This window comes from Fructobacillus papyriferae, assembly GCF_018437225.1.
Lineage (GTDB): Bacteria > Bacillota > Bacilli > Lactobacillales > Lactobacillaceae > Fructobacillus > Fructobacillus papyriferae.
Genome location: NZ_JAAMFI010000001.1, coordinates 555,784 through 572,805 on the forward strand (window position 1 = coordinate 555,784; position 17,022 = coordinate 572,805).

The 17,022-nt window shown below is 49.4% G+C and carries 18 protein-coding genes; 2 read left to right on the forward strand and 16 right to left on the reverse strand.

Annotated elements, in window-relative coordinates:
- Window positions 1-27: 27 nt before the first annotated feature.
- The 5 genes from coaD to pepA are packed head-to-tail and all read right to left on the reverse strand — an operon-like array spanning window position 28 to window position 3,697.
- Window positions 28-507, reverse strand: coding sequence for a pantetheine-phosphate adenylyltransferase (gene coaD, locus G6R27_RS02545; protein WP_213819511.1), 480 nt, complete (start codon window positions 505-507; stop codon window positions 28-30).
- A gap of 9 nt (window positions 508-516) precedes the next feature.
- Window positions 517-1,071, reverse strand: a complete 555-nt coding sequence (gene rsmD / locus G6R27_RS02550; RefSeq protein WP_213819512.1) for a 16S rRNA (guanine(966)-N(2))-methyltransferase RsmD — start codon at window positions 1,069-1,071, stop codon at window positions 517-519.
- Window positions 1,072-1,440: a YlbG family protein gene (locus G6R27_RS02555; protein ID WP_213819513.1), complete on the reverse strand. Its 369-nt coding sequence runs from the start codon at window positions 1,438-1,440 to the stop codon at window positions 1,072-1,074.
- Window positions 1,440-2,624, reverse strand: a complete 1,185-nt coding sequence (locus G6R27_RS02560; RefSeq protein WP_213819514.1) for an FtsW/RodA/SpoVE family cell cycle protein — start codon at window positions 2,622-2,624, stop codon at window positions 1,440-1,442. Before G6R27_RS02560 ends, G6R27_RS02555 begins: the two co-directional genes overlap by 1 nt.
- A complete protein-coding gene (gene pepA, locus G6R27_RS02565; RefSeq protein ID WP_213819515.1) occupies window positions 2,624-3,697 on the reverse strand; it encodes a glutamyl aminopeptidase in 1,074 nt (357 codons plus the stop codon). The genes G6R27_RS02560 and pepA overlap by 1 nt, the downstream gene beginning before the upstream one ends.
- Window positions 3,698-4,002: 305 nt before the next feature.
- On the opposite strand from pepA, the gene G6R27_RS02570 reads away from it, so the two are divergent.
- On the forward strand, window positions 4,003-5,310 hold the full coding sequence (locus G6R27_RS02570; protein ID WP_213819516.1) for an NCS2 family permease: 1,308 nt from the start codon (window positions 4,003-4,005) through the stop codon (window positions 5,308-5,310).
- 102 nt (window positions 5,311-5,412) lie between these two features.
- On the opposite strand, the gene recN is transcribed toward G6R27_RS02570, so the two are convergent.
- From recN to xseA, 5 genes are read right to left on the reverse strand one after another with little or no spacing between them, the layout of a single operon-like run.
- The gene (gene recN / locus G6R27_RS02575; protein WP_213819517.1) at window positions 5,413-7,104 is read right to left on the reverse strand and encodes a DNA repair protein RecN; all 1,692 of its coding nucleotides are present in this window, start codon (window positions 7,102-7,104) and stop codon (window positions 5,413-5,415) included.
- Between the two features lie 54 nt (window positions 7,105-7,158).
- The gene (locus G6R27_RS02580; RefSeq protein WP_213819518.1) at window positions 7,159-7,983 is read right to left on the reverse strand and encodes a TlyA family RNA methyltransferase; all 825 of its coding nucleotides are present in this window, start codon (window positions 7,981-7,983) and stop codon (window positions 7,159-7,161) included.
- 2 nt (window positions 7,984-7,985) lie between these two features.
- On the reverse strand, window positions 7,986-8,876 hold the full coding sequence (locus G6R27_RS02585) for a polyprenyl synthetase family protein (protein ID WP_213819519.1): 891 nt from the start codon (window positions 8,874-8,876) through the stop codon (window positions 7,986-7,988).
- Complete coding sequence (locus tag G6R27_RS02590) at window positions 8,869-9,096, reverse strand: exodeoxyribonuclease VII small subunit (protein WP_213819520.1); 228 nt, start codon at window positions 9,094-9,096, stop codon at window positions 8,869-8,871. The genes G6R27_RS02585 and G6R27_RS02590 overlap by 8 nt, the downstream gene beginning before the upstream one ends.
- Window positions 9,089-10,363 (reverse strand): exodeoxyribonuclease VII large subunit, encoded by a 1,275-nt coding sequence (xseA, locus tag G6R27_RS02595; protein WP_213819521.1) that lies wholly within the window; start codon window positions 10,361-10,363, stop codon window positions 9,089-9,091. Before xseA ends, G6R27_RS02590 begins: the two co-directional genes overlap by 8 nt.
- Window positions 10,364-10,743: 380 nt before the next feature.
- Between xseA and G6R27_RS02600 the strand changes: the two genes are divergently transcribed.
- A complete protein-coding gene (locus G6R27_RS02600) occupies window positions 10,744-10,998 on the forward strand; it encodes a hypothetical protein (protein WP_213819522.1) in 255 nt (84 codons plus the stop codon).
- 46 nt (window positions 10,999-11,044) lie between these two features.
- On the opposite strand, the gene G6R27_RS02605 is transcribed toward G6R27_RS02600, so the two are convergent.
- The 6 genes from G6R27_RS02605 to G6R27_RS02630 all read right to left on the reverse strand — a co-directional run bounded on the left by G6R27_RS02605 (window position 11,045) and on the right by G6R27_RS02630 (window position 17,009).
- A complete protein-coding gene (locus G6R27_RS02605) occupies window positions 11,045-11,575 on the reverse strand; it encodes a hypothetical protein (protein WP_213819523.1) in 531 nt (176 codons plus the stop codon).
- Between the two features lie 97 nt (window positions 11,576-11,672).
- Window positions 11,673-13,016 carry a dihydrolipoyl dehydrogenase family protein gene (locus tag G6R27_RS02610; protein WP_213819524.1) on the reverse strand — a complete coding sequence of 448 codons (1,344 nt, stop codon included), beginning with the start codon at window positions 13,014-13,016 and terminating at the stop codon, window positions 11,673-11,675.
- A gap of 167 nt (window positions 13,017-13,183) precedes the next feature.
- The gene (gene glmU, locus G6R27_RS02615; protein ID WP_213819525.1) at window positions 13,184-14,557 is read right to left on the reverse strand and encodes a bifunctional UDP-N-acetylglucosamine diphosphorylase/glucosamine-1-phosphate N-acetyltransferase GlmU; all 1,374 of its coding nucleotides are present in this window, start codon (window positions 14,555-14,557) and stop codon (window positions 13,184-13,186) included.
- Between the two features lie 2 nt (window positions 14,558-14,559).
- Window positions 14,560-15,393 carry a pur operon repressor gene (gene purR, locus G6R27_RS02620; RefSeq protein WP_213819526.1) on the reverse strand — a complete coding sequence of 278 codons (834 nt, stop codon included), beginning with the start codon at window positions 15,391-15,393 and terminating at the stop codon, window positions 14,560-14,562.
- Window positions 15,394-15,520: 127 nt separating this feature from the next.
- Window positions 15,521-16,309, reverse strand: coding sequence for a metal ABC transporter permease (locus G6R27_RS02625; RefSeq protein ID WP_213819527.1), 789 nt, complete (start codon window positions 16,307-16,309; stop codon window positions 15,521-15,523).
- Complete coding sequence (locus tag G6R27_RS02630; RefSeq protein WP_213819528.1) at window positions 16,299-17,009, reverse strand: metal ABC transporter ATP-binding protein; 711 nt, start codon at window positions 17,007-17,009, stop codon at window positions 16,299-16,301. The genes G6R27_RS02625 and G6R27_RS02630 overlap by 11 nt, the downstream gene beginning before the upstream one ends.
- Window positions 17,010-17,022: the final 13 nt, after the last annotated feature.

The following is a 17,022-nucleotide window of genomic DNA, read 5'->3' on the forward strand; positions in this document are numbered from 1 at the left end:
TCCAGATTCAACTGGAAGCTTTTTAAATCATGATTCAAAGTGGTCTTGCAAGGCCTTAACCACAACTGGCGGTACGAAAGCCGCCATGCGGTTCGAAGACAGCTTGGAAATTTCTTTGACCATGGAAGACGAGATGTTTTGGTTCTCCGGCTTAGCAAAGAGAAGCACCGTCTCGACATCATCTAAGACGGAGTTAGCACCGGCAATGTCTCGCTCGTATTCGAAGTCTTTACAGTTTCTAAGCCCCCGAATGATATAGCGAGCACCAACTTCTTTCATGTAATCAACCGTCAGGCCATCGATCTGGCCAACCGTCACGTTTGGCAGATGGGCCACGGCCGCTTTGGCCAATGCCAGGCGCTCTTCCGGTTGGAAAAGACCCTTCTTGTTCGTGTTAGTTCCCACCGCCACGACGACCTCGTCAAAGAGCGCCGAAGCACGTTCGATGATGTCCAAATGGCCATTAGTCAGCGGATCAAAGGATCCTGGAAAAACTGCTTTTCTCATGTTCACCCCCTAGGCCTCGTAACGATACAATGAGACCCGCGTTATGCCGTAATCTTTTTGCTTCAATAAAGCCAATCGCTCATCTGCTTTTGGCAAATCGGCCACCTGGTCAGATTCAATCATGACCACAGCACCCTTTGCCAAAAGGCCAGCAGAGATCATCCGATCAATATCTGCCTTCAACTTCTCTTTAGCATATGGTGGATCCAAGAGTACCAAATCAAAACGCAGCTGCTGGGCCGCCAAGCGACCCAAAACGGTAGAAGCCGCACCACGAAGCACGGTAAAGGCTGATTCGGCATGGGTCTTTTCGATGTTCTTTTCGATTACCGCCAAAGCCGCTTGCTGCTTATCGACCAAAACCGCCTCGTCCATCCCCCGCGAAATGGCTTCAATCGCTAAACCACCGGTTCCCGCATAGAGATCCAGCACACGTCCACCATTTAGGTAAGGCAGCAACATCGAGAAGATGGCTTCCTTGACCTTATCCGTTGTCGGACGGGTGGCCCGCCCCTTGACGGCTTCCAAGCGAAGCCCACCAAATTTTCCTGCAATCACACGCATTTATTTGCCCTCGCTTTGCTCGGCTTCATCACCCTTATTTTCAGATGCTGTAGACGGGTTTTCAGCTTTTTCATCAGTCCGCTCGCCTTCCGCCTGCTCCTGATCATAGGCTTCAAAGAAAACATTATCGTGTTGATCGCCCAAATCTGGATCAATATCTGGACGAGGTGACGCCTTAACCGCTTTAACAAAGCGGTACTTTTTTAATTTGGCTGACAATTCAACAACCTGTTCGTCATTAACATAGAGCGCCACGTAATTCATTTTGTTAGAAATATAGGTAATCTCGCCAAACTTTTTTAGCTGATTCACCTGCTTCAAGCCACGCATGTAGACATACAAAGCCCGGCGTTTTTTCATATCAAACATTAGTGTTTTAATTCCCTTCGTGCCGCGTCATCTTGCGGGTTAGGTCGTGCGGGTTGTTTGTTTTGAGCGGCAATGTTTAAAGCAAAGCCAACGGCTGCCGAGAAGAAGACAAATGACGATCCTCCCCCTGAGATAAAGGGAAAAACAACTCCGGTGATGGGCAAAAGACCCAAAACGCCGCCCAGGTTAACAAAGGACTGCATGATCAACAATCCCGCCAACCCGTACAAAAAGAGTCGGTTATATTGCGACTTTTGCCTGATGCCAATCAGAACCAAGCGGCCGATCAAAATCATCATCAAGGAAAGCACAACTACAACCACAACGGCGCCCAATTCTTCGGTGGCAACCGCCATGATAAAGTCGGTGTTTGATTCTGGCAAGTAAGGCTTGATCAATGAGTTTCCCAAGCCAACCCCGAAAAGGCCACCGTGTGAAATCGCGTAATAGGAATACAACAACTGACGACTCTGGTCCATATTATACCAAGGATCAACGAAGTTCGATAACCGTCGGATTGCATAGGAGGAAGATTCCTTCAAATCGAAAAAGGAAATGATCTCCGGCAAAAAAGCCAAAATCAGGAAAAAAGCCACGACCAGAATCAAATTGGCCCTCGGCTTAACCCCCGAGGCCAAAACCAACAGCGTCAAAACGGCTAAGGTAATGAAAAAATTCCCCATATCAGGCATTGCCAATGTTAATGCTAGGATAACGATCGGCCAAAGTAATTTGGCTGGCCTGCCTGGCCTTAACCAAGATCGAATAAAACCGGAAAGACCCTTTCCAGGCTGCCACGGTTGAACGGTTAACCAGTGAGCAAAATACAAAATCAAAACAATCTTGGCCAGCTCAACAGGCTGCAGCGTCACCGGTCCAAGGTTGATCCAACCGTGGGCACCATTAACAGCCGGCGCTAAACGAGCCACCACGAGCAACGCTGTTGTGATCAGTAACAAAGCGTTTAAAAGTGGCTGCGCGCGCAGGACTTTTCGGTTAATTTTAAAAGTGAAAAAAGCGGCCGACCAACCAAAGAAAACGAAAATCGCCTGCTTGGCAAAGGACATCACCGGCGCTAAGTATGCGTTTTGTGTGGCCGAAAAAACCATGACGATTCCTAAAAGCGACAAAACAGCGAATGGAACCGCAATCCAGTAGTCTAAACGTTGCAGTTTTTTAAACATTAGAGCCCCACAATATCATCAACAGTCGCTCGGTCCAACTTTTTGGAAAGGGCAACAATCAGTTCACGAGCAGCGTCAAAGTCTGGGATCGACCAAACGGTTTCATGTGTGTGAATATAACGGGAAGCCACTCCCAAAGCAACGGCTGGCATTCCGTTACCATACTTTTGCACAGCCCCAGCATCCGTGCCCCCCTTTGAGACAAAGTACTGATAGGGAATGCCTTGATCTTCTGCGGTTTGCAGGATAAATTCTTTCAAACGAGGGGAGGTAACGACAGTTGGATCAAAGACACGGATTAACGTTCCCTGGTCTAAGATGCCTTGGCGCCCAGTTGTATTATCCAAGTCATTGGCTGCTGACGAATCCACCGCAAAGAAAATGTCTGGTTGAAGCTGTTGAACAGCTGGCAGAGCCCCCCGCAGGCCAACTTCTTCTTGCCCGTTTGCCCCCATGATCAACGTGTTCGGCGTTACAACTTCTTTTAAGTCCGTCAATGCAGATAAAACAGCTGAAACCCCAAAGCGATTGTCGTATGCTTTGGACAATCCTCGGTTGGGATTGGCCATCTTCACCGTCTTCGTTTCTGGCACAATAAAATCACCTGGGAAAACGCCCATGGCTTCTGCCTGTTCCTTTGATTCAAAGCCAGCATCGAATAGAATATCTTCGATTTTTAGGGCAGCCGCCCCACCTTCTTTCCCCCGTAGTAAATGAGGGGCAACAGAAGAAGACACCACTGGATATTGCCCAAATTTTGTATAAAGGGTAAACCGATGGGCGGGCACCGTCATCGGATTCCAACCGCCAAGGGCAACGACCTGCAGGGCACCGGTTGGTAAGATACCAGCTACCATGAAACCGACCTCATCAAAATGAGCCGCAAACATCACCCGGGGGTCGTCTGCTTTTCCTTCTTTAATACCAAAAAGGCCCCCCATCGCGTTTTTTTCAACTCGATCAACGAGCGGAGTCAGATCCTTTTCAAAGGCCGAACGGACCGCGTCCTCTTGACCTGAAGTTCCTTGCAATTCGGTATACTTCACAATTCGTTCCCAAGTTGTCTGATCCATCTACGTTTCCCCCTAAAAATAATGGTTACTTTATTATAGCCTAGGGACTAACAAGCTGGCAAAGGGAGGGGTCATTTTTCTGATTCAGCCGTTCTTCTTCCTTTGATCAAAGCAGGGAGTTCTTTTGTCTAATACGAACCGAAACGGATCTTAAATGAAAAAATCAGCAGATAAAACGTGAACAATGACTAACTTTTGTTAATAACGTTCGGCTTTTAATCGATATTTTTCCGTTTTTCTCCAAACAAATCCGGTTATTCCTGCTAAACTAGATAAGTAGTCAAATCGAAAACGAGGAGTTTTATATGTCACGCATTGCTTCCTATTTCCAGTTTGAAAAACTGGGCACTTCTTTTAAAAAAGAAGTCACTGCCGGACTGACCACTTTTGTGGCCATGTCCTACATTTTGTTCTTAAATCCCAACGTGTTGTCCGCAGCCGGCATGGATAAGGGCGCCGTCTTTACGGCTTCAGCCATCGCGGCTGCCGTCGCCACGCTCTTCATGGGATTGGTCGCTAAGTACCCGATCGCCATTGGTCCTGGACTTGGCGTGAACGCCTACTTTGCTTATTCCGTTGTCATCGGGATGGGCGTTTCCTGGCAAACGGCCATGGCCGGCATCTTAGTTGCGGCCCTGATCTTCTTGATCTTAACCCTGACCCACATCCGTGAAAAGATCATCGAAGCCATCCCCCACAACCTGCGAATCGCCATTGCGGCTGGAATTGGTCTCTTCATTGCCTTCATCGGCCTGCACAACGCTGGTTTGATTGTGGCCAATCCTGAAACGATGGTGGCCATGGGTAGCCTGACAAAGGGCACGACCTTGCTAGCCATCTTCGGTATCGCCTTAACCTTGATTCTGATTGTCAAAAAAGTACCAGCTGCCATCTTCTTTGGAATGGTCGGTACGGCTCTTGTCGGCATTGTCACCGGCTTGATCGCCTTGCCACACTCAATCGTAGCAACCGCTCCTTCTTTGGAACCAACTTTCGGCCAAGCCTGGTCACACTTGGGCGACATCAACAACTTCGAAATGATCATCGTCGCCTTAACTTTCTTGATCGTTGTCTTCTTTGACACAGCCGGCACCTTGATTGGTTTGACCGAACAGGCCGGCTTGCTTGAAAACGGCAAGATGCCACGCGCTGGTAAAGCTTTGATGGCCGATGCCGTTGGAATGACGGTCGGGGCCACGTTGGGCACGTCCCCAACGTCCGCCTTCGTCGAATCATCTTCTGGTATCGCCGTTGGTGGTCGTTCCGGATTCACGTCGATTGTGACAGGTGGCCTCTTTATCTTGGCCCTCTTCTTCTCACCACTGTTGGCCGTTGTTACCTCTCAGGTTACGGCCCCTGCATTGATCGTGGTCGGCATTATGATGGCCGGCAACTTAAAGAAGATTAAGTGGGAAGACATGGCCATCGCGGCGCCATCTTTCTTGATCGTCATTGGTATGCCGTTGACCTACTCGATTGCAGACGGCATCGCCCTTGGCTTCATTGCTTACCCAATTACGATGATTGCCGCGAAGCGTGGTAAGGAAGTCAACGTGTTGATGTACCTGTTGGCCATCATCTTCATGGCTTTCCTCTTTTATACGCATAGCTAAAATTAATCTAAAAAAGCCTTCCAGTTGGAAGGCTTTTTTGCTTGCTTTTGATTTATAAAAACGGCCCTGCGGGCCTGCTTCAGGACAACGAACAGCGAAACGTCACTTTCCTGCATTCTTCCGCAATTCCTGAGCATTGGCCAAAGCCGCCTCTGAAATCTCATCTCCAGAAAGCATCATGGCCACTGCCTGATCACGCTTTTCCTCAGCCAAATCCGTGACCTGCGTCACCGTCCGGTCGCCTTCTGCACTTTTCTCAATCAAGAAATGGTGGTCGGCTGCCGCTGCCACCTGCGGCAAATGCGTGATGGCCAGCACCTGTGTCTGAGTAGAAATCGCCCGCATCTTTTGGGCGATGGCGGAGCCAACACGACCGGAAACTCCGGTATCGATCTCGTCAAAGACAACCGTCGACAAGCCCTGTTCAGCGATAAAGACCGTCTTCAAGGCAAGCATCAGACGGGAAGCTTCACCACCGGAAGCGGCTTTTTCAAGTGGCTTGACACCTTCTCCCTTGTTGGTCTGGACGTTAAAGGTGACACGATCAGCACCACTTGGCAAGAAGCCCTCAACCGGTTTTAAAGAAACCTCGAAGAAGGCTTCCTTCATCAGCAAGTCTGAAAGCTCTTGATTAACCGCCTCTTCCAACTTCTTGGCAATTCGTTTGCGACCGTCTCGCAAACGTTCGGCAGCAGCTTGGATCTTTTCCTTCATGGCCGCCTTTTCAGCCGTCAACTGGTCGATATCCAATGCGCCCCCATCTAACTGCGAAAGATCGGCCTCGACTTTTTGTTGGAAGGCCAAAATATCGTCAATCGAATCACCGTACTTGCGCTTCAACTGGTGGATAACCTGCAGGCGATCGTCGATTTTTACCAAAGTTCCTTCGTCAAAGGAAAGATTGTTCACCGACTCATCCAACTCACGTCCGGCATCCTGGGCCGCGTAGTAGGCCTCGGACAATGACTGGGCCAAGTTCTCGTAGTTCTTATCAAAGGAAGCGGCCGTCGCCAAAGCCGAGTTGGCCGAAGCCAACAAATCAATGGCCCCACCTTCCAAACCAGGATTGAGCGCCTGCTGGGCCTGGTCCAAAGAATCCGCAATCTTCTTGTAGTTGGAAAGCTTGGCTCGCTCTTCTAAGAGTTCTTCCTCTTCACCAGGCTGCAGGTTGGCTTGCTTCAGCTCTTCTTGCTGGAATGTCAGCAAATCCAAGCGCTGGTTCAGGTCCTGGGCCTGGTTCTTGACTTGATTCAAGCGCATGGCCAGATCGCGGTAACGGTTAAAGAGTTGCTCGTATTCAACCTTGGCCTTCATAAGAGAAGCATCCGCAAAATCATCCAGCAAGCCCAGGTGGGAGTCCGGATTCAAGAGCAAGGACGTGTCATGTTGTCCTTGAATCTCGACCATGCGCCCCCCCAAGTCCGCCAAGGTCTTCAAAGGCACAATCATGCCGTTTATCCGCGAAACCGAGCGGCCCTTCTGGTTAAATTCACGGTAAATCACAACCTGTCCGTCCGAGACATCGACGCCAGCCTCGGCAAAGGCGGCCATCAATTCCGCTTTTCGGGTATTCTTTTTGTCGTTTAGGGAAAAAACGGCTTGCAGGATCGCCTTATCGGCCCCTTTTCGAATCATTTCCGTGCTAGCCCGTCCGCCGGTCAACATAGCTAACGCATCGATGATGATCGACTTTCCAGCACCCGTCTCTCCGGTCAAAACCGTCAAGCGGTCGTCAAAAGACAGGTCGACCTGCTCGATGATGGCAAAATTTTCAATGACTAGTTGTTCAAGCATTTTCTGCCTCCAAACAAAATATGGTCCCGCCTAGCCTGCCGCGAAGGCATTTTCTTAGCCTTCTTGGTCCAGTTGACGATGCGCGGCTTCGATCACGGCATCGATCGTCACGTCTTCTGCAATAGTTGGTTCCTCAGCACGTTTTAAAAAGGCCAGAAACTCGATGTTGCCCTGGCCACCCTTGATGGGCGAATAGGTCAGGCCCTTTACAGAGAAGCCGGATTCGACCATCATCGGCAAGGTCCTTTCCAAAACCTGTCGGTGCACCGTTTTGTCCTTGATGATGCCGTGCTTACCGACCAATTCACGGCCGGCTTCGAACTGGGGCTTAATCAAGGCGGCCACTTCACCACCCTTTGCCAAAATATCCTTTAGCGTTGGCAAAATCAAGCCAAGGGAGATAAAGGACACGTCAATGGTTGCCCGAGTCGGCTGCCCTTCCATAAAGTCAGCCAGCTTAGCGTAACGGAAGTTGGTGTTTTCCATTACTGTCACTCGTTCGTCAATCCGCAACTTCCAGGCCAGTTGGTTGGTCCCAACGTCCAAGGCATAGACGTGCTTAGCCCCGTTTTGCAGCGAAACGTCGGTGAAACCCCCGGTTGAAGAACCGATGTCTAGGACAATCTGGCTGTCCATTTGCATGCCAAAGGTCTCGATGGCCTTAACCAACTTGTAGCCACCACGAGAGACAAAGGGCAACGGTTGTCCCTTAAAATGTAATTCGGTTGTCACCGGAATTTTCTGTCCGGCCTTGTCCAGGCGCTCCTCGTTTTCCCCAAGAATCTGGCCGGCCATGACGGCTCGCTTAGCCTGCTCACGAGAGGTAAAAAGCCCCTGCTGGACAAGTAAAATATCGACACGTTCTTTTAAAACTGCCATCCTTATGCTCCAATTAAATCGATCAAATCAGTCAAGAGTGCCGAATCGAAAGCGGCATCGTAGGCCGCCAATTCCGCCAAGGCTTTCTTGGCTTGCTCGCGCAAATTCATGGCCAACTGCTTCGATTCGTCTAAACCGTAAAAGTGAACCAAGGACAAAACGCCCTCTTCTTCGTCCTGCTCGTAATCGTCGACGTCGTCTTGAATTTGGAACAACAAGCCGAGGTTTTGCGCGTAGCGCTCGACCATCGTTTGCGCCTCTTGGTCCAAGCCGGCGTACTGACTACCAATCAAGGCCGCTGCGACCAGGAGGTCGGCGGTTTTCATTTGGTAGACCTTGTTTAGAATTGAAAATTGCTCAACTCGAGACCCGACATTGTGGTTTTGCATATCTAAAACCTGTCCGTAGACCATGCCAAAGGCACCTGAACGGCCAGACAAAGTCGAGACCATTTGAACCTTTTGCTCGGCAGAAACCTTTTTCAACGAAGACAGGATCTGGTAAGCATGCCCTTGTAAAGCATCTCCGACCAAAACCGCCAGAGCCGGCCCATACATGGCGTGCACGGACAGCTTCCCACGTCGGTAAGCGTCGTTATCCATCTCTGGTAAATCATCGTGAACCAAAGAATAGGCGTGTACCCACTCGATGGCAGAAGCCGCAGTCACCGCGTCCTCGTCGATTTTCTTACCAAAGGAGTCCAAAACAGCCAAAGCCAACAAAGGACGTAAGCGCTTGCCTGGTGTGAGCAAGGCATACTGCAAGGCCGAAACGTAATCGTCGTCTTTTTCGTAGCTTGAAATCTTTGTCAGATCTGGACGAGAAGACTCCTGGACTAAGGCCTCGTCGACGGCCGGCTTATAGCTTTTTATGAAGTCCTGAAACTTAGTCATTGTTGGTCAATTCCAAGTTCGTCATCGAACCATCGTCTTGCATAACCTTGGCCAAGGTTTTCTCGGCTTCAGCCAAAGTCTTCTGCAAGTCCTTCGAAAGCGTCACACCGGTCTTGAAATCAGCCAAGGCCGTTTCTAGTGGGCGATCCCCTTTTTCCAAAGCCGTGACGATCTGGTCTAACTGCTTCAACTTTTCTTCAAATGATGCTTGTTCAGTCATGTTTCTCTCCTAAAATCTCCGCTGACAATTGACCGTCTGCAAAGGTCAAATCAACTTGCTGGCCGGCGTTCAGGTCTTCTTTGGACTTGACCACTTGCCCTTCTGGGCCCTTCACAATTGTGTAGCCAGCAGACAAAATCTTCAATGGCGACACCAGATCCAGCTTTGCTGCAGCCAAAGCCACTCGTTCCTGATATGGGCGAAGGAGCTGGCTTTGTTGCTTGGCCAGGCGTTCGCTCAAGGCTTGATGCTGGTATTTGGCCTGGTCGATCCTGCGACTAAAGGCTTGCAGCAGGCGCTTTTCTAAGGAATCGACTTCCTGCTGGTAGGCCGCATACAGCCGGTCTGGCTGCTTCATGATTGGTCGGTCGATCACGTACTTCAGGTCCTGTTGCTTTTGTTGAATCAGCTTCTGTCCGGCCAAGTTCAAACGGGAGGATAGCTCGACCACCCGGTCGACCAAGTTCTGCTTGGAAATTGGCGTTGCCAGTTCGGCCGCGGCCGTTGGCGTGGCAGCCCGCTGGTCAGCGACCAAGTCGACTAAGGTGTTGTCCGTTTCGTGGCCAACCGAGGCGATAATTGGCGTCTTGAGCGCGGCCACCTTACGAACTAAGGCCTCGTCGTTGAAGGCCCAGAGGTCTTCAATCGATCCCCCACCACGACCAATAATGGCACTATCAAAGCCGAGTTGGTCCACCTTTTCAAGTTGGGCCAAGAGGGACGGCACAGCCCCATCTCCTTGAACAACGGCTGGCAACAAAACCACCTGTGCCTGCGGCAGACGGCGTTCAACCGTCTTGGCCACGTCTTCAACGACCGCACCAGTTGGCGAGGTAATCACGGCGATCTTCTTGGGCAAAGGGGGAATGGGCCGCTTTGGAGCGGAAAAGAGTCCTTCTTTAGCTAATTTGTCCTTTAATTGCTGGAGGGCCAAGAAGAGGTCGCCGACCCCTGCGGGGGTCATTTGCTCTAAGATGATCGAATAGGAACCAGCTGGCTCGTAAATCTGAACCCGTCCAACGGCCTGGACCTTCATTCCCTCTTCCGGCTCGAACTTTAAGCGAGAGGCGTAGGAAAACATGGCCGCACGAATAACCGCCTTTTGTTCCGGATCCTTAATCGAAAAGTAGAGGTGGCGGGAGCGACGGTTACCCAAGTTGGAAATTTCACCAGTCAAATAAACCTTTCCCAGGTGCGGATCCCGGTCGAATTTCGCACTCAAATATTTAGTTAACGCGCCGACGCTGACGTACTGTGATTGAACCACGGATCGTCCTCCAAAATGCTTGTTAGCTTTCTTTATTATATCAGAAAGTGGGTGGAATTTAGGACAGTAAAAAAGGACGAACCGTAGTTCGCCCTTAGTTTGGCATGCCGAATTCGCTTCGACGGGCGGTCTGATTCAGTCACGAACCAGACAAGTCTTGCGTCACCCTAGCTTGCGCTAGTAGTCATGGTGAGAAATGGCAGTTCCACAACAACCAAAACACCTGCACCAATCCGTGGCTTGGAATTTAATCCGAGCAGGCCGCGTGAGCGTCCTAAAAGACGCGTTCGACTCATCGCATACCTTTATTATGCCAGCTGGAGGCTGAAAATGCAAGGGATTTCCTTTACATCAAGAACCTGAGCGCCTATAATGGCGCTATGCTTATCATTGAAAAAATTACCGTACAGGAACTAAAAGCCATCGGCCAAGCCGAGACCATCGCTTACGATGATCTCGCCATCCCTGAAACCGAATACGGCTCCAAAAAAGACCTGGTCCAGGCCGTCATCGAGGCTTATGACCTCGGTGAGCTAACCACCCTTTCCCATATTTCCTCGCCCCACGTGCTCAAAGCTGCCATCGAAAAAAGCGGTCACGATTACCAATTACAAGCCAAAATTCGCCAAGAATAATCAAAAAAGCAGGCCCGCTACAAGACGGACCTGCTTTTCATTTGTCTTATTTTTTGCTTTTAGCAGAAGACTGCTTTTTGGACACCTCTTTTTCGGCCTCCTTTTGTTCTTCTGATTCGTTCATGGCCGCTTCCTGGTTTTCTCGAATCAAATCGAGCAATTCGGCAAAACGACTAGCCGCCTTAGCCAAAACAGAATCCGGATCGTCCAAGAAGGCAGACAGTGACGACAGCTTTTCGATCTTCAAGGCTGACTTGGAAACGTGGGCGTTGTCGACCACCAAGTAAACGTTCAGTTCGTATGCCTGATCCACGTAGACCAGCTTCTTTTCCTGGTTCTTGTACCGCAGTGGCAAATTAATGACGTTCAGCTCCATGGACAAGGTCGTGCCACCCTGCTCGATACCACCTTCAATGTTCAACGCTGCGCGAGCTGGGAGCTCTTCTTTGGCCAGATCAGAAAAGTCCTTGAAGAGCGCGTCCAAGTCAACGGCCGCTTTGGCTTGATTATCTTGAACGTTTTCTTGATAAGACTGGTTGTCGACCAAATCGACGATGGTTTCACCTGATAGTTCCATGCGCAACTCCTTTGCTTAATAAAACGAGTATAGCATAGGCCTGCAAGCTGAAAAAGAAAAATCCACTCCTTTTTTGAAAAGAAGCGGATTTTTGGTTTTAAACGAGTGGCAAACGGCGTTGCAGCGTGTAGGCAATGGATGGGAAGACGTAAACGAAGTCGTTGAGCTCTTCTTTTGTCAAAGCCATCTGAACATATGGCACGATTGTGTTAATCGTTTCCTCCGCAGCGTTGGCCTTTTCAGCGGCACCAACCAATTTCTGATTGGCCTTTTCAAAGATCAAAGCCAATTGACCACGCTGTTCGTTTTCGACTTGGCGGTACCAATCGCCATCGTAAGAAGCCGAAACGACTTCGTACTTGTCCGGATTAGCCTTGGCCTCATCCAAATGAACGCCAACTTGCGCAATTCGTGGTGAGGTAAAGACAATCTCTGAAATGGCTGGATAAGCGATTGGGCCCTCGTTTGTTCCCATGAATTTCGCGGCCAAGTATCGGGATTCGAAAGCAGCCGTTGGCGTCAGCTTTGGGGTTGTCTTGTCAATGGCATCCCCTGCTGCATAAATATGAGGCACGTTTGTCTGCAAGTAGTCGTTTACTTCGATACCGTGCGCGTTGGCTTTAACACCAGCTGCTTCTAGATTCAACTGGTCGTGATTTGGTACGCGACCGGTCGCATCCAAAACATAATCAGTTGTGAGAACGAAGCCTTTTGGCCCGTTCAACGTAATCTGGCCAGAAGAAGTCTTTTCAGCAGACTGAACCGCCATATCCGGAATAAAGCGCACACCGGCTTGCTTTAAGTCCGCCTTGATCGAAGCCACGTATTCACGTGGGAATTGCTTTAAGATATCTGCACCGCGCGTGATGACATCAACTTTAGCGCCGACAGCTGAAGCGATCGTGGCAAACTCAATCCCGACAAAACCGCCGCCCAAAATCGTAACGTGTTCTGGCATGTGTGGCAAAGACAAAAAGTCTGTTGAATTATCAAAGTGCTCGGCACCAGGAATATCCAAGCGGTGAGGACGCATCCCACTTGCAATCACAATTTTGTCCGCTGTATAGGTCTTTTTTCCAACAGCAACGGTGTGGGCGTCAACAAATTCGGCATGGCCGCTAATCGTTGTGATCCCGACATTATCGAGCCGATCCTTGCCGTGCTGATCCTGAGGTACGATTAATTCATGCTTATGGGCCATCAGGTCTTCCCAATTGACATCCGGTACGCCATCTAAACCACGGCCTTGCAACGCTTTAATTTGGTCAATTAACTGCAAGGGCTTATCCAAAATAATCTTGGCATTGCAGCCCTTGTTTGAGCAGACACCACCATATTGTGATTCTTCAATCACACCAATTTTGACACCGGTCTTAGCTAGTGGAACGGCCCCGTTCCAGGTTGCCTGTCCGGATCCAATGTAGAGTACTGAAAAGTCCATTTAGCACACTCCTTTTATACGCATCATCTATCGAACTGCTTGTTTCATTGTAGCATAAATAATTCGTTTTTTCCTATTGGTCTAGCTGTTATTTTATAAAATTAGCAGAGTGAATACCTCGCCTAAACAAAAGAAAAGAACGGCCACAGCCGTCCTTTTCAAATCATTTATTTTTTATGTGGCATGCGATCCCAAAAGTTTTCCTTGTTGGTCTGGCGCGAACGAGCAATTCCCATCGCATGCTTTGAAATATCTTTTGTAATCGTCGAACCGGCTGCGGTGATGGCCTCGTCTGCGATCGTCACTGGGGCAATAATCTTCGTGTTCGACCCAATAAAGGCACGGTCGCCAACCTGGCTATCGAATTTATTCACGCCATCATAGTTAACAAAGATCGTACCAGCCCCAATGTTGACGTCTTGTCCAAGAACGGCATTGCCGACATATGACAAGTGGCCAACTTTAGAACGCCAACCAACCGTCGCTTTCTTAACCTCAACAAAATTTCCTAAGTGCGCTTCATCTTCAATCACTGCTTGAGGGCGCAGGTGAGCGTATGGCCCAATAGTCGTCTTGTTCTTAACCGTCGCTTCTTCCAAGTGAGAAGCCGTAATCACATTATGATCACCGATCGTTGAATCCTCAATGCGCGTGCCAGCAGTCAACACGTTATGGCGGCCAATCACCGTCTTTCCAATCAGTGTCACGTTCCCCTCAATAACTGTGTCTTGTCCGATTTGCACATCTGGTTCAATGTATGTCTGATCTGGCGCCAACAACTCGACGCCGTTTCTCATGTGCCGTTCATTGATGCGGGTACGCATAATCTCGTTTGCCTTGGCCAAGGCCACCCGATCGTTTACACCAAGCGATTCGTCAAAATCCATCGTTTCATAGGCACCGATTGGCTGACCAGATTCCCTTAGAATATCCAGTGTGTCTGGCAAGTAGTACTCGCCTTGAGCATTGTCGTTGCCGACTTTTGAAAGCGATTCGAAAAGCAATTGGTTATCAAAGACGTACACTCCCGTATTGATCTCTTGAATGCGGCGTTCCGTAATGGAGGCATCCTTTTCTTCTACGATCTTCAAGACCATGCCCTCGTCGTTACGAACAATGCGGCCATAACCCGTTGGGTCATCGGCATGGGCGGTCAAAACCGTCACCGCTGCCTTGGTCCGCGCATGTTCGTCTAATAAGGCTTCTAGCGTCTTAGTCGTAAAGAGTGGCGTATCCCCGGACAAAATTAACGTTGAACCAGCTGCTTTGCCCAAGAAATCTTTAGTTTGTAAAACCGCATGCCCAGTACCGAGCTGCTTTTCTTGAATGACAAAATTCGATCGGCCAGCTAAATGGTCTTGCACTTTTTCAGCACCAACGCCCGTCACCGTCAAAATATGGTCGGGCAAAAGCGGTTCCACGGCCGAAATCACCCAGTCAACCATGGCTTTACCGGCCACCTGATGCAAAACCTTTGGTAAAGTTGATTTCATCCGCGACCCGTTGCCAGCCGCCAATATGACTACGTTGTTTCCTTCCATCGTTAACCCTTCTTTTGGTAAATTCTTGTTCGATAGTTACCCGTTTCGACCTTGATTTGTTCCTTGGTCTCAAGGCTCGTTTCAACATGCAAAAGCGAGGTGAAATCCTCAATTAAACGTACGTTCGAGCGGCCTTCTGCAAAAACCGCCGTGCCAACAACCGTGCCGCCAAATTCGCGAACCAAGGTTTGCATTCCTTGAATTGTGCCGCCGGCCTTCATAAAGTCATCGACGATCAGCACACGGGCACCAGAACGTAGCGAGCGCTTTGAAAGCGCCATCTTTTCAACACGCTTGGACGAACCAGTCAAATAGTTGACCGAAATCATCGATCCTTCCGTCACCTTAGCATCGTCTCGAACGATCACAAAAGGGACGTTCAGTTCGCTCGCCACGGCCTGCGCCAAAGGAATCCCCTTCGTGGCGGCCGTCATAACGGCATCGATTTCTTGATCGACATATTCTGTTGTCAGCAAGCGGCCCGTTTGGCGAAGGACGGCTGGATCACCCAACAAATCAGACAAATAGACGTAACCACCAGGTAAAACACGGGCCTCATCGGCAACGTCAGAACGAATCTTTTCAACAAAGGCGTCCGCCTCTTCTTGGCCCATCATTGGCGTGTAGTAAACCCCACCAGCAGCACCTGGATAAGTTTTTAAATCCCCAGTTCCGCGTGTCTTAAAGACACGGCGAACAATGGCTAAATCCTCTGAAATCGAGGACTTAGCCGTCTCATAACGTTCAGCAAAAAAATTCAAAGAGACCAACAAACGTGGGTGCTCCAATAAGTAATGGGTCATATCGACCAAACGGTCAGCGCGACGTGTCTTCATAGCTTGTGTCGGGCACTTTTGCCCGCCCCCTTGTTAAACAAAATATCCCAATAATTATAGCATAAAAAAAGCCTGAAAAAACGAACATTCGTCTTTTCAAGCACAAAATAATCACGATGCCTACCCCTTAATCGACCTTGGCCAAAGAAAGTGACAGCAGATACAAGGCCACTTCGATCAAGGCAATAAAGACCGAGGTCGGCAGGTTGGTCAAATAGGCCAGGGTTAGTCCAGCCCATGTCCCAAATAGAGCAAAGAAAATGGCTAGCCCAATCAACCCGGCAATTGATTTCTGATACATCCGAGCAGAAGCAGCCGGCAAAGTTACCAAAACAAAAACCAAAAGCGAGCCAACAAGCTGAGAAGAGATCGCAACCGATAGCGCCATGATCAATAAGAAAGCCACCCGCAACAAGCCCTTTTTCCTTTCTGATTGAAGTAAGCCGGCTTCATCAAAAGCCAAAAGGGACAAAGGACGAAAAAGCCAAAAAATCAACAAAATGACCACAAAAGCCATCAAAAAGAGTAAGAAAAGATCGCTTGTCGAAATCCCTAACACCGAGCCAAAAAGAATACCGGTCGCAGACGATGCCGCTGAATGGCCAAGGGCCAAAAAGAGAATCCCAAGGCCAATCGCCAAAGCGGAAATGGCCGAGGTCACGTTGTCCGATTTAACTTTGGCATTTTCAAGCGACCCAATCGCCAGAGCCGAAGTGGCCGTTAAAAAAACCATCCCAAGCAAAGGGGCAAAGCCCAGCCAAAAGCCAAGGGCCGCCCCAGCAAAAGCAATTTCTGATAATGAGTGTGTCAAGAAATTATAGGAACGCGCGACGACAAATGTCCCGACCAAAGCCGAGATCACAGCAATCACCGTTCCAGCCACAAAAGCATTCACCATGTAAGCTTCAGAAAACATGTAGGACCTCCTCGCGGTGTTTAGAGTCCGCTTCTTTTGGCAAATCTTTAGCTGCCCCCATCGTCACGGTCTGATCATGGAGCCATAAGAAGGAATCCGCAGTCTTTCGAACCCATGACGTATCGTGCGAAATCCAAAGCACCCCCATCTGAAAGTCTTGTTGAACTTGTCTGATCTGCTCAACCAAAAAAGCGGCGTGCTTCCCATCAAGGGCAGAACTCGGTTCATCCAAAATCAACAGATCCGGCTTTTTCGCCAAAGCTTGCGCAATGTATGCCCGCTGCTTTTGCCCACCCGAAGCTTTAGCCAAAGGTAAGTCCGCAATCTCTGCCAAATCCAATCGTCGTAAGGCATCCGATACTGCAGCCTTTTCTTTTTTGGTCAACCAAGGAAGGCCATGGTCACGGATGCCAAGACCAACAAAGGATTGGATCGATAACGGATAATCCGCTCCCAAGTCCCGAAATTGTGGTACGTAGGCCAAACGCTTGGCTTGAACCTGAATCGTCTGGACAGGCTTACCCTTGCTTTTGACCAGGGCCGCCTGCAAAATGGCCTTAATTAAGGTCGTTTTTCCGGCCCCGTTTTCACCAAGCACAACAGTCAACTGATTACCTGCTAATGAAAAGGACAGATCCTTTAAAATTGTTTTTTTACCAAAGGTCGCCCCATAGTGACTGACCCGAATTTGCTCATTCATTTTGACCTTGCTT